This window comes from Halanaerobium sp., from assembly GCF_003070835.1.
On sequence record NZ_QBLR01000108.1, the window covers coordinates 1 to 11,620 of the forward strand.

At 37.8% G+C, this 11,620-nt stretch carries 14 protein-coding genes; 2 read left to right on the forward strand and 12 right to left on the reverse strand.

The genetic code is table 11. From position 1 onward, the window contains the following. Nucleotides 1-107: 107 nt before the first annotated feature. Both CI949_RS11485 and CI949_RS11490 read left to right on the forward strand, forming a co-directional pair. Nucleotides 108-317, forward strand: a complete 210-nt coding sequence (locus CI949_RS11485) for a hypothetical protein (RefSeq protein WP_133530871.1) — start codon at nucleotides 108-110, stop codon at nucleotides 315-317. A gap of 52 nt (nucleotides 318-369) precedes the next feature. Beyond that, a complete protein-coding gene (locus tag CI949_RS11490; protein WP_133530870.1) occupies nucleotides 370-948 on the forward strand; it encodes a DUF6036 family nucleotidyltransferase in 579 nt (192 codons plus the stop codon). Nucleotides 949-1,044: 96 nt separating this feature from the next. Here CI949_RS11490 and CI949_RS11495 read toward each other — a convergent pair whose 3' ends face one another. The 12 genes from CI949_RS11495 to CI949_RS11550 form a co-directional block, all read right to left on the reverse strand. Next, the gene (locus CI949_RS11495; protein WP_133530869.1) at nucleotides 1,045-1,428 is read right to left on the reverse strand and encodes a VOC family protein; all 384 of its coding nucleotides are present in this window, start codon (nucleotides 1,426-1,428) and stop codon (nucleotides 1,045-1,047) included. A gap of 141 nt (nucleotides 1,429-1,569) precedes the next feature. After that, entirely contained in the window at nucleotides 1,570-1,698 is a 129-nt protein-coding gene (locus tag CI949_RS11500) for a hypothetical protein (RefSeq protein WP_279512706.1), read from the reverse strand. Nucleotides 1,699-1,754: 56 nt separating this feature from the next. After that, entirely contained in the window at nucleotides 1,755-1,967 is a 213-nt protein-coding gene (locus tag CI949_RS11505; protein ID WP_243734023.1) for a hypothetical protein, read from the reverse strand. 255 nt (nucleotides 1,968-2,222) lie between these two features. Next, complete coding sequence (pyrE, locus tag CI949_RS11510; RefSeq protein ID WP_108141497.1) at nucleotides 2,223-2,795, reverse strand: orotate phosphoribosyltransferase; 573 nt, start codon at nucleotides 2,793-2,795, stop codon at nucleotides 2,223-2,225. Between the two features lie 42 nt (nucleotides 2,796-2,837). After that, a complete protein-coding gene (locus CI949_RS11515; protein WP_290766674.1) occupies nucleotides 2,838-3,818 on the reverse strand; it encodes a dihydroorotate dehydrogenase in 981 nt (326 codons plus the stop codon). Then, the gene (locus CI949_RS11520; protein ID WP_290766677.1) at nucleotides 3,811-4,587 is read right to left on the reverse strand and encodes a dihydroorotate dehydrogenase electron transfer subunit; all 777 of its coding nucleotides are present in this window, start codon (nucleotides 4,585-4,587) and stop codon (nucleotides 3,811-3,813) included. Before CI949_RS11520 ends, CI949_RS11515 begins: the two co-directional genes overlap by 8 nt. 56 nt (nucleotides 4,588-4,643) lie before the next feature. After that, nucleotides 4,644-5,549 (reverse strand): orotidine-5'-phosphate decarboxylase, encoded by a 906-nt coding sequence (pyrF, locus tag CI949_RS11525; RefSeq protein WP_290766679.1) that lies wholly within the window; start codon nucleotides 5,547-5,549, stop codon nucleotides 4,644-4,646. Next, complete coding sequence (locus CI949_RS11530; protein WP_290766682.1) at nucleotides 5,533-6,831, reverse strand: dihydroorotase; 1,299 nt, start codon at nucleotides 6,829-6,831, stop codon at nucleotides 5,533-5,535. The genes pyrF and CI949_RS11530 overlap by 17 nt, the downstream gene beginning before the upstream one ends. Continuing rightward, nucleotides 6,815-7,756, reverse strand: a complete 942-nt coding sequence (locus CI949_RS11535; RefSeq protein ID WP_133530864.1) for an aspartate carbamoyltransferase catalytic subunit — start codon at nucleotides 7,754-7,756, stop codon at nucleotides 6,815-6,817. Before CI949_RS11535 ends, CI949_RS11530 begins: the two co-directional genes overlap by 17 nt. A gap of 23 nt (nucleotides 7,757-7,779) precedes the next feature. Further along, the gene (locus tag CI949_RS11540) at nucleotides 7,780-9,075 is read right to left on the reverse strand and encodes a uracil-xanthine permease family protein (RefSeq protein WP_290766686.1); all 1,296 of its coding nucleotides are present in this window, start codon (nucleotides 9,073-9,075) and stop codon (nucleotides 7,780-7,782) included. A gap of 234 nt (nucleotides 9,076-9,309) precedes the next feature. After that, nucleotides 9,310-9,864 carry a bifunctional pyr operon transcriptional regulator/uracil phosphoribosyltransferase PyrR gene (gene pyrR / locus CI949_RS11545; RefSeq protein WP_089716868.1) on the reverse strand — a complete coding sequence of 185 codons (555 nt, stop codon included), beginning with the start codon at nucleotides 9,862-9,864 and terminating at the stop codon, nucleotides 9,310-9,312. 310 nt (nucleotides 9,865-10,174) lie between these two features. Then, nucleotides 10,175-11,620, reverse strand: a 1,446-nt coding sequence (locus tag CI949_RS11550; protein WP_290766690.1) for an Ig-like domain-containing protein, incomplete at its 5' end; no start/stop codon positions are given.

The window sequence follows — 11,620 nt, forward strand, 5'->3', positions numbered from 1 at the left end:
AAATATCACGGAGTACTAACAGGTGAATTGTTACCTGAAAAGTATCTCTATATCCTCTTTGAAAGAATTAACTATAATTAGTATGATGAGTTTAGGAGGTCTCCAAAATGAAAAAAATCAACTTTGAAGAATATAATAAAAAAAGAAAGAAAGCTAAAATAAATATTTTAGAACTCAGAGATCAGCTGACAAGGCAAAAAAATACCTCTAAACGCAGCCGCAATCAGAAAAAACAATTTTTACTTTATGAACTCGCCAAAAAAAGAAAAGATAAAATGATCGAAAAAATCTCTGAGCACAAATACCGCTTTAAATAGTAGTGTATTTAATATTTTAATAGGAGAGAAATTTGTTTTTGAGGAGGCTATTATGAATAAGAATCTCTTAAAATCTAAAATTAAAAAAATAATTGATTCTAATAAAGATAAAATTTACAAAAATATTGCTCTGACAGCAGTCATAACTGAAGCTTTAAAAGAAATAAATATTCGGCCGATTATTGTTGGCGGCCAGGCTGTCGAATTTTATACTGCTGGCGGCTACAGCACTATGGATGTTGATCTGGTAACTCCAGCCAGTATTAAAGAAATTGACCCAATTATTAAAGATTTAGGGTTTAAAAAGGAAGGAAAATACTGGACCTATAAGCAGTTTGATTTCGCCCTGGAAATTCCAGGTTCAGACCTTGCTGGTGATTATGATAAAGTAAATGAAATTGAAATTGAAGGTTTAAAAGCCTATATCATAGGTATTGAAGATATAATTATTGACAGACTAAATAGGTATAAGTTCTGGAAAGAATATGCCGATCAAGAATGGATTGTAGGTATGATTTATTTGAACTATGAAGATATTGACTGGAATTATCTTTACCAGAAATCAGAGTCGGAAAAAACTTTAGAGGAATTAAAAGAATTTAAAAAAATTGTAGATAAAAAGATAAAATAAGCTCAACCACTGGCTCTGCTGCCAGAAGTTGAGCTGTTTTTGCGGATTGCTTTTTTTGTTTTAAATTCCATTTTTTTATAAGTACCCAGTACCCTATTATCTCGCTATAACTTCAGTTCTGTAGCCATCAGGATCTGTAATAAAATAATACCCTGCTGCATCATCACTTAAACTTTTTAAATCTCCAACCTGATAACCGGCTTCTTTGTGGCGCTGATAAGATTTTTCTAAATCATCAACAACTACTGCGATGTGGCTGTAGCCGTTACCAATCGTATATGGTTCTTCTCGATCATAATTGTAAGTCAACTCCAGTTCAAAACTCTCATTCTGATCTGTAAGATATACCAGAGTAAATTCCGCCTCCGGAAAATCTTTACGACTGCTTTCCTTTAAATTTAAAGCGTCCTGATAGAATTCAATTGACTTTTCTAAATCCATAACCCGAATACAGGAATGAACAAAATCGTAATTCTGCATTTATTATCACTGCTCCCTTTATAATTTTTGATTTCTGCTTTTAATTATAAAGATTTAACAGTTTAATTGCAAACAAAAAAGCTCCCTAGATTAATGGGAAGCCGATCTTTCTATTTTGATTTAATTATTTATGATATTATATTATTCTTCTTCTAATACATCTCCGTGCTTTTTCTTTAAATATTTTGGAATCAAAGAAATTCCAAATAAAGCTACTCCAGCTACTGCCAGATAGGCAATAATTGTTGTTGGGCTGCCCCCGGCTGACACTGCTCCACCTGCAAAAGAAAATGCAAAACATCCAGGAAGCATGAAAACAAAAGTAGTTAAAGCATAAACTGGAAGTTTAATTGGGCGACATATTTACCAGCCAGAAATGCTGCTACAGCACCAATTGTTGAACCTAAAGCAGTGTAAAATGTCCCAAGCCAGGGTCCAAATAAAATTCCTCCTACAATTCCTAAAGCTGCAATTACTGCAACAAAAATAATGATTTTCAGCCAGTTACTTTTTTTAGCGGCTGCTGCTTCACTTGCCATAAATTATTCCTCCTTGAATTTAATTAAATTTTATTCCACTGTGATTATAATAATAATTTCACAAATAGATTACAGTTATAATTATACATTGCTTCTAAGATTTTATCTTTATATTCACAAGCTAAGTTTTCTAATTATTTTTGTTGACTGCAGACAATCCTTATCAAATCACTTTAATATAAAAGAAAAATTCCCGCCTGCTGAAGCGAGAATTAAATCACTTTGATTTATTAAATTATAATTTTAATCTTGATTTTATTTTTCTTTACTGCCAGGACGGGTAATAGCTACACCTTCCTCACATAATTTGCACTGTCCTGCCTTATATGACTTGATATCGACCGGAAGTAGTGCTTTGAAATCGTAGTTAAATTTGACCTGACCATTACTGCGGTCAACGATTGAGCTTAATCCTACTATTTCTACATCAAGCTGTTCTAAAACTGCCAGTACTTCTTTAACTGAGCCACCAGTTGTCACCACATCTTCTACTACAAGCACCTTTTCTCCCGGCTTTAATTCAAAGCCGCGCCTGATCTTCATCTCACCATTTTTGCGCTCGCTGAAAATTGAGCGAACTCCCAGCTCTTCTGCTACCGCATAGGATAATACTACTCCACCCAGTGCCGGCCCAATGACCACATCTATTTCTTCATCTTCCCACTTAGCTGCAATTTCAGCTGCCAGAGTTGAAGCGTGTTCAGGATACTGCAAAACCTTAGCACACTGCATATAGATATCAGCATGGCGGCCTGAGCTCAGTACAAAATGGCCTTCCTGGATCACATCTGTTTCTACTAATAATTCTCTAATTTCTGCTTTAGTCATTTAATCCACTCCTGATTGTTAAATTTGAAAAAATAATTAAAATTAATGAGCTGCACCAATAATTGAACTTAAATTTTTAATCTGATGTCTCAACATATACTCTTTGATCTCTCCAATTATTCTGGGGCCGGCGGCTGGATCAATCATATTAACTGTCCCAATTCCCACTGCTGTGGCACCGGCCAGCATAAATTCTATTACATCACTGCCGCTTTGGACTCCACCCAGGCCTAAAATCGGAATCTCCAGTTTTTTATAAGTTTGATAAACCATCTTTACTGCTACCGGTCGCACTGCTGGCCCGGATAAGCCGCCAAAAGTATTAGCTAAAAGCGGCTGCTGTCGCTCAATATCAATTTTCATTGCCGAAAGTGTGTTAATCATAGCCACCGCATCTGCTCCAGCTTCTTCTGCTGCCAGAGCAGTTTCTGTGATATCAGTAATGTTGGGAGTCAGCTTAACTATAATATAACCGGAATAAACTTCTCGAACTTTTTTTGTAATCTCAAAAACTTTTTCCGGATCGGTTCCAAAAACCATTCCTCCACCTTTAATATTGGGACAGGAAAGATTAATCTCTACTCCTGCTAATTCTGCTCTACCTTCTAATTTCTCCGCCATGTTAATAAAATCCTGCTCACTGTAGCCAGAAATGTTGGCTAAAATAGGCAGAGTATATTCTTTAGTCTCCGGCAGAACATCTCTAATAAAGTTATCTACACCTGGATTTTCCAGACCAATGGAGTTAATAATCCCAGCTGAAGTTTCTGCAATTCTAGGAGTTTTATTTCCTGGCTGGGCCTCAACTGTAATCCCTTTAGTTGTGAAAGCTCCCAGCTGATTAATATCATAAAAATCTGCCAGTTCTTTTCCATTACCACAGGTGCCGGAGGCTGTAATTAATGGGTTTTTTAAATTTAAGTTTTTTGCTGCTATTTTCTGCTGGGACTTCATTACTATCTCTAAGTTTAAGTCAGCTTCTGTTAATTTATTATTTATAATTTTTTGCTGCTTTTCAGGCACTGAGTACTACCTCCCCCAGGCCAAATACCGGACCCTCAACACAGGCTCGTTTATTTTTCTGATCTTCTTCTCTTGTTTCACAGCTGCAGGATAAGCAGACCCCAATTCCACAGCCCATTCTTTTTTCTACTGAAAGCTGGCCACCAATATTATTTTTAAGAGCTTCTTTTTCCACTGCTGCCAGCATCTTTTCCGGGCCACAGGTATAGACATAATCAGGAGTATTTTTTTCCAGATAATTTAACCAGAGCACCAGGGCTGATCCTTTGATCTCAAGTTTTTCTTCCATTGCTGCCAGATGCAATTCTACGCCCAGCCCTTTAAACTTTTCTGCAAAAAATTCAAGCTCTGCCTGATTTGCTGCTCCCAGATAAACCTTCTGGTTTCTGCTTTTTAATTTCTTAGCCAGGTAATATAAAGGAGCAATTCCCATTCCTCCGCCAATCAAATGCACATTCCCTTTGTTTTCATTGAGAGAAAATGGAGTACCAAGAGGTCCCAGAACATCAAGTTCAGTTTCTGCTTCTAATTCAGATAAAATTTTTGTTCCTTTGCCGACAACTCGATAGATAAATTCCACCTTTTTTTCAGCTGCATCAAAATCAAAGATACTAAAAGGTCTTCTCAAAAGTGGATCATCACTTCCTGGCTGACTGACTTTAATATTAAAAAACTGTCCCGGCTTCGGATTCTGCGGCAGCTGATCATAATTTAAGACAAGCTGAAAAATTCCAGGTCCAACCTCTCGATTAGCAATAATTTTAAACATTTTTGCCTCCTTGGTACCAGGTCCAAAACAACTGTTTTGGACCTGGTTAAAGTAATTTATTTCACAACTTCATTGATTTCATTTTTCATTTTCTCTGCTGCAGCTCTTGCCGCCTTAGCATAGTTATCTGCTCCAAAGTGAGCATATTCATCCTTACGATAGGCAAAATTAATACCGCGGGAAGAGTTGACAACTGCACCTCTGCCATCCTTATCAAAACCAGCTTTGATGTCTGCTGCTCCTCCACCCTGAGCTCCAAAACCAGGGATTAAGAAAAATACTGAATCAAGCTGGGCTCTAATCTCTTTTAATTCTTTAGGATAAGTTGCTCCAACTACTGCTGCCAGATTAGAATACCCACATTCACCAAGATAATCACTGCCCAGTTCCTGCAGAAAATCACCAACTGCCTGATAAACTGTTCTGCCGTCATCGAGCTTAAGATCCTGAAGGTCAACAGCAGATGGATTCGAAGTTCTTAAAAGGGCAAAAGCTCCTCGCTCTTTATTTCTTAAAAATGGTAATATTCCATCACTGCCTAAATAAGGGTTAATTGTTATCGAATCTATCTCTGTTTTTTTATTTTCTAGATAGGCTTCTGCATAAGCTCCTGCTGTAGATCCAATATCATTACGCTTACCATCAAGCAGTACAATTAAATCCTTTGCCTTAGCATAAGCCATTGTCTGCCAGAGAGCTTTCATTCCCGGCACTCCAAGTTTTTCATAAAAGGCCATCTGCGGTTTTACAACTGCTGTCATATCAGCTACTGCATCAATTATATTTTTGTTAAAAGTTAAAACAGCTGCAGCTATTTCTTCCTGATTTGCTTCCAGATCTTCTAATAATTCAGCTGCCAGCACCTTTTCCGGCAGCAGATCCAGATGGGGATCAAGGCCAACACAGATTCTCGAGTCTTTTGCTTCAATTTTTTCCTGTAAATGATCAATAAAGTATTTCATTTTTGCCTCCCCGGTCATCATAAACCATTTTACCACCGACAAAAGTGATTTCATTTTTACCAGTTAACTTCTGGCCGGCAAATGGTGTATTTTTCCCCTTAGATTTAAATTTATTTTTATCAACTGTCCATTCACGCTCAGGATTGAAAATTAATAGATCAGCTCTAGCTCCCTGTTTTAAACCTTCAGATTCAATCTTTAATATTTCCCCCGGCTTGTAATAATACATTCTGAGCAGCTCATTCCAGTCAATAATATATTCTTTAATAAAATTATGATATAAAAGTGAAAGTGCTGTTTCCAGACCGGAAATTCCAAAAGCTGCATAATCAAACTCTCCCAGCTTATCTTCAAAAGTATGGGGAGCATGATCTGTTGCTAGCACATCAATCTCTCCGGCTTTTAAAGCCTCAACCAGCATCTTTTTATCTCTTTCTGAACGCAGTGGAGGGTGAACTTTAGTATCCGGATTGTAATTTTCAACTGCCTTATCAGTCAAAAGCAGGTGGTGAGGGGTTACTTCAAAAGTTACGTTAACTCCTCTGGCCTTGGCTTCTTTAACCAGATTTAAACTTCCTTCTGTACTTAGATGAGCAATATGGAGGTGAATCCCTGTCATCTCAGCCAGAACTATATCCCGGGCCACCATAATTTCCTCAGCTGCTGCCGGAATTCCTTTCAGCCCAAAAATCGTCGAGTGATACCCCTCGTGCATTACTCCATCCTGTGATAAATTTTCATCTTCACAGTGGTCAATTACTGGCAGGTCAAAGGCAGATGCATATTCCATTGCTCTCCTCATGATTTCCGAATTCATGACCGGATTGCCGTCATCCGAAAGTGCCTTAACTCCAGTTTTAGCAAGGGTTCCAATCTCCGAAAGCACCTCTCCTTTACTGTCCTGGGTGATGCTGCCGATAGGATAAACTCTAACTGCTGCCTGTTCTGATTTAAGTTTTAGATGCTCAACAACAGCCGGGTTATCAGCAATTGGTTTGGTGTTGGGCATTGCCGCTACCGCAGAAAACCCTCCTGCTGCTGCCGCCTCACAGCCAGTTTTTACAGTTTCCTTTTCTTCAAAACCTGGCTCCCTGAGGTGGGTGTGCATATCAATTAAGGCAGGAATAATGATTTTACCTTCAGCGTCTATCACTTCATAACCCTGATTTTTAATTTCTTCCTCTACCGCAAAAATCTTATTGCCCTCAATTAAGATATCATATTTGCCGTCAAGTCCATTTTTAGAGTCATATACTCTTCCATTTTTAATTAAGGTCTTCATTATCTATCTCCCTCCCGGCCAGTAAGTAAAGCAGGGCCATTCTGATTGCTACACCGTTTTTGACCTGTTCGGTGATTACTGACTGTGAGCTGTCTGCAACTGAACTCTCGATTTCTATACCGCGGTTCATTGGACCTGGATGCATAATCATCGCTTTTTTCCCTATCCGCTCCAGCCGCTCTGCATTCATTCCATAAATTTCTCTGTATTCTCTAATCGACGGAAAGAGTCCGCTCTCCTGTCTTTCCATCTGGATTCTTAAAATATTAACCACATCTACATTTTCCAGTGCCTGATCCAGATCAGTATAAACTTTAACGCCCATTTTTTCGATTTCTCTCGGGATTAAAGTCTGGGGTCCAGCTACTGCAACTTCAGCTCCCAGCTTATTTAAGCCCCAGATATTTGAACGGGCAACCCGGCTGTGAGCAATATCTCCTACAATTAAAACTTTCAGTCCTGCAATCTCGCCCAGCTTTTCTTTAATACTGTAGATATCAAGCAGCGCCTGAGTTGGGTGAGCATGAGCACCATCACCGGCATTTAAGACACTGGCTGAAATATTCTCTGCCAGAAATTTAGCTGCTCCAGGAGCACTGTGTCTGATTACTACCACATCAGCTCCCATGACCTCCATTGTCTTTGCTGTATCAAGCAGACTTTCACCTTTAGCAATACTGCTTGAAGATTTAGAGATGCTCATCACATCTGCACTCAACCTTTTTGCTGCCAGATTAAAAGAAAACTTGGTTCTGGTTGAAGGTTCATAAAAAAGATTGATCACAGTTTTTCCGCGCAGAGTCGGCACTTTTTTAACGGTTCTGGTCAAAATATCTTTCATTGCTACTGCTGTATCGAGAATTTCATTAATCTCTTCTTTGGAGACATCATAAAGACCCAAAAAATCTTTTCTTTTTAAACTCATCTACTTACCTCCTGCCGCTTAATTTAGTTTGCTTCATATCTCAGTTCTGACTTAACTTCCAGTTCTTGATCAAGTTCTTCTGCTTCTTCTTTTTCAATTTCAGGTAAGATAAGGTTCATTACTATTCCTACAATAGCTGCCAGTCCCATACCGCCAAATTCCAGTCCGGCAAAACTTAAAGTCAGATTTGAAATTCCAACTACCAGTGTAACTGAAACTATAACTAAGTTTCTATTTTTTGAAAGGTCAACTTCATTTTCAACTAAAGTTCTGAGTCCAATTGAAGCTATCATTCCGAAAAGCAAGAATACTATTCCACCCATTACTGCGGTTGGAATGGTCTGAATTAAAACCCCAACTTTCTGGACAAAAGAACTTAAGATAACTATTACTGCTGTCAGCTGAATAATCATTGGATTATATACTTTTGTCAGGGCTAAAACTCCAACATTTTCTCCATAAGTTGTATTTGGAGGTCCACCGAAAAGTCCAGCAACTAAGGTTGCAATTCCATCACCCAGGAGGGTTCTGTGTAAACCAGGTTCTTCTATAAAGTCTTTTTTAACAGTTGAGCTGATAGCTACAACATCACCTAAATGCTCAACCATGGTTACTAATGCTATTGGTGCTACAAGTGAAATTGCTTTTAAGTTGCCGCTGACTGTTGGAAAAGCAAATTTAGGAAAAGCAAACCAGGAAGCTTCCATTACTGGAGCAAAATCTACAAGTCCTAAAAAGGCAGCGAAAGTATAGCCGCCGATGATTCCGAGTAAAATTGGAATAACTTTAATAATTCCTTTGGCAAAGACACTGATTCCGACCGCGATTGCCAGAGTAACAAAAGCTACTAATAAGTGTTCTGAAGCCATATCTTTAGCTGTTGGTGCAAGTCCAAGTCCGATTGTAATAATTACAGGCCCCACTACTACCGGTGGTAGTAATTTGCGGAAGAATTCTGTTCCCAGCAGCCTGATCACCAGTGACATCAGAGCATAAACAATACCAACAGTAATAATTCCAAGCATAGCTCCATCTCTACCAAATTGATTCTGAGCTGCTATGATAGGAGCAATAAAGGCGAAAGAAGAGCCAAGATAGGCCGGAACCTTCCCACCTGTAATTAAGTGAAAAATCAGTGTTCCAAGTCCAGATGTAAAAAGTGCAACTGCTGGATTTAAACCTGTCAGTGCCGGTACCAGTACTGTTGAACCAAACATAGCAAACATATGCTGTAGAGCTAAGATAAATAATCGGTGTTTTGTTATTCCATCTTCTTTTAATTGAGCTAAATTTTCTTTGCTTTGTGTTAAAATTTTCATTTTATACCTCCTGGATGTTATAAAATTATTGAAAAATTTTTGTCAGATTCCCTCTTTTCAAATCTTAAATCTAAATTAGACATTAAAAAAACTCCCAACCAGTTTAGACTGATAAGGAGTTTAAATTCTCTTAACATCTTCTATCCCTTCTAAAAAGATAGATTTCCGCTAAATCAATTCCTTATCGGCCTCTCTGGACCAATTTAAAGGTTACTATATTAAATTATTCTATTTTTAACTTTTTTCCAGCAGTAAAACTGCATCTTTTTCGTCAATTTCTTCAAAGTTGACATCAACAACTTCATCTTTAGAAGTCGGAAGATTTTTTCCAACAAAGTCTACTCTAATCGGCAGCTCACGGTGACCGCGGTCAATCATAATTGCCAGCTGAATCTGTAAGGGACGTCCTAAATCTATTAAAGCATCTAAGGCTGCTCTTACAGTTCTGCCCGTATAAAGCACATCATCAACAAGAACAACTTTTTTCCCAGTGATATCAAAAGGAATTTCTGTCCGGTGTACTATCGGCTGCTGGGCAACTGTTGAAAGATCATCTCGGTAAAGGGTAATATCTAAAATACCTGTTGGTAATTTAACACCTTCAATTTCTTCAATCTTCGCTGCCAGTCTTTCTGCAAGTGGTACACCTCTGGTTCTGATTCCAATTAAAACTAGATCATCTGTTCCTTTGTTTTTTTCTAAAATCTCATGGGCTATTCTGGTGATCGCACGTCCCATGGCTGCTGAATCAATCAGTTCTTTTTTAATCTTCATTTCTGTCTTATCCATAAAAATTACCTCCTCTTCTGGGAGAATATCTTTAGCGGCAAAAAAATAACCTTCTCACGGCATAGTAAGAAGGTTGCTAAAATTTATATTTTCCCTTACTAGCCTCTCTGGACTAATTTAAAGAATCATTATCTTATTTGAATTAATTATATCGGAAGCACAAGACCAAGTCAAGCAAATTTCAAATAAAGATATATCTTTTCTTTCCTTGATAATAAAAACTATAGAAAACAACTTTAAAATTTACAAATATCTAGAATATAATCCAGGTTGGAATGATCTCCAACCTGGATTATTTTTATTAATCAATTTACTTTATTCTAAAATTAACTTCAGACATTAACCCTTCTCGAATTTTAACTATTACTGGATTTTTGCTTAATATTTCAGTTCCAGCTGGCAGAGAGTTTTTATCCAATTTTAAGACAAGAGTCTGCAGTGGCTGAATATTATCTTCAGTTCTTATTTCGAAATGGAATCTACCGAATTGATCTGTTTCTACAATCTGACCGGTGGTGGAAATGATTCTGATTCCTTCCAGCCCTTTTTCATCTTCACCTTCAGTCTGCATTCTATCTTCATTTTGATCAAGGTAAACTTTTCCAATTACAGTTGAAGTAGTAAATAGTGGATCTCCAATTACTAATACTTCTGCTTCTGCTGTATTAGAAATTAGATTTTCTTCTACTTTAGCATATGCCTGATTGACATAGCTATTTGAACTGACAACACCACTACCGACAACCAGTGTGTATCTGATTTTCATACTGCTCTCTGCATTTAACTCCAGACTATCCCAGCTGACAAGTCTATCCCCTTCGGACTTCAGCTTAGTTTCACTACCTGTTTCAGAAACTATTACTGCTGAGTCTTTAACAAGTTCAAAACCTGTTGGCAGTTTATCATAAAGTGTAAAAGACTCTAGGTCAAAATCGGTTTCATTTATTATCTCAATCTTATAACTTATGAAATCACCAATTGAGACCTGCTTTTCAGCTGCAGTTTTATTTATTATTATATCTGTAGGATAAACTTCTAAGACTCCAGTCGCTGTAGATGTATTACCTGCATCATCTGTAATTGAAGCTTCGACCTCATATTCTCCAAGATCTAGAGGCTGATCAACATTTATGGACCAGTTGCCATCCTCATTAACTGTTGTTTCACCTTCGAATACTACATTGCCATCTTTGTCTCTAATAACAACATCTACAATGCTTCCGGCTGGTTCATCTGTTTTTCCCTTAATTGTCGGAGTATTACTGTTAGTCTGATTATCTATTACTTCTATTTCTGGTTCAGTTAAGTCAATCTTTAAGTCTCCAGCTGCGTTGGTTGTATTACCTGCATCATCTGTGATTTCTGCTTCTACGCTGTAATCCCCTTCAGGGAATTGATCATATCCTTCGGACCAATTACCTTCTTCTTCTGTATTTATCGACCAACTACCATCTTCTTCTACTAATACTTCACCTTTGAAGATTAGATTACCTTCATCATCTCTAACAACAACATCAACCGTGCTACCTGCTGGCTCATCAGTTGATCCTGTAATTATTGGTGTTGTATCATTAGTTGCCTGATCATCGACTGTTAGTTCTGGAGGAGTTATATCTACCTCTAAGGCTCCAGTTGTTTCTGCTTTGTTACCTGCTTCATCTTCAGTTGTTGCCTTTACAGTGTAATTACCTTCTGCTAATTCAACTATACCACCTGAAAAACTTCCTTCTGTAGAGCTATCTATCGACCAGTTACC

What these genes read in the sequence shown, in the direction of transcription:
- CI949_RS11485 (WP_133530871.1), top strand. Translation starts at nt 108, where the DNA reads ATGAAAAAAATCAACTTTGAAGAATATAATAAAAAAAGAAAGAAAGCT.
- CI949_RS11490 (WP_133530870.1), top strand. Translation starts at nt 370, where the DNA reads ATGAATAAGAATCTCTTAAAATCTAAAATTAAAAAAATAATTGATTCT.
- CI949_RS11495 (WP_133530869.1), bottom strand. Translation starts at nt 1,428, where the DNA reads ATGCAGAATTACGATTTTGTTCATTCCTGTATTCGGGTTATGGATTTA.
- CI949_RS11505 (WP_243734023.1), bottom strand. Translation starts at nt 1,967, where the DNA reads ATGGCAAGTGAAGCAGCAGCCGCTAAAAAAAGTAACTGGCTGAAAATC.
- pyrE (WP_108141497.1), bottom strand. Translation starts at nt 2,795, where the DNA reads ATGACTAAAGCAGAAATTAGAGAATTATTAGTAGAAACAGATGTGATC.
- CI949_RS11520 (WP_290766677.1), bottom strand. Translation starts at nt 4,587, where the DNA reads ATGTTTAAAATTATTGCTAATCGAGAGGTTGGACCTGGAATTTTTCAG.
- pyrF (WP_290766679.1), bottom strand. Translation starts at nt 5,549, where the DNA reads ATGAAATACTTTATTGATCATTTACAGGAAAAAATTGAAGCAAAAGAC.
- CI949_RS11530 (WP_290766682.1), bottom strand. Translation starts at nt 6,831, where the DNA reads ATGAAGACCTTAATTAAAAATGGAAGAGTATATGACTCTAAAAATGGA.
- CI949_RS11535 (WP_133530864.1), bottom strand. Translation starts at nt 7,756, where the DNA reads ATGAGTTTAAAAAGAAAAGATTTTTTGGGTCTTTATGATGTCTCCAAA.
- CI949_RS11540 (WP_290766686.1), bottom strand. Translation starts at nt 9,075, where the DNA reads ATGAAAATTTTAACACAAAGCAAAGAAAATTTAGCTCAATTAAAAGAA.
- pyrR (WP_089716868.1), bottom strand. Translation starts at nt 9,864, where the DNA reads ATGGATAAGACAGAAATGAAGATTAAAAAAGAACTGATTGATTCAGCA.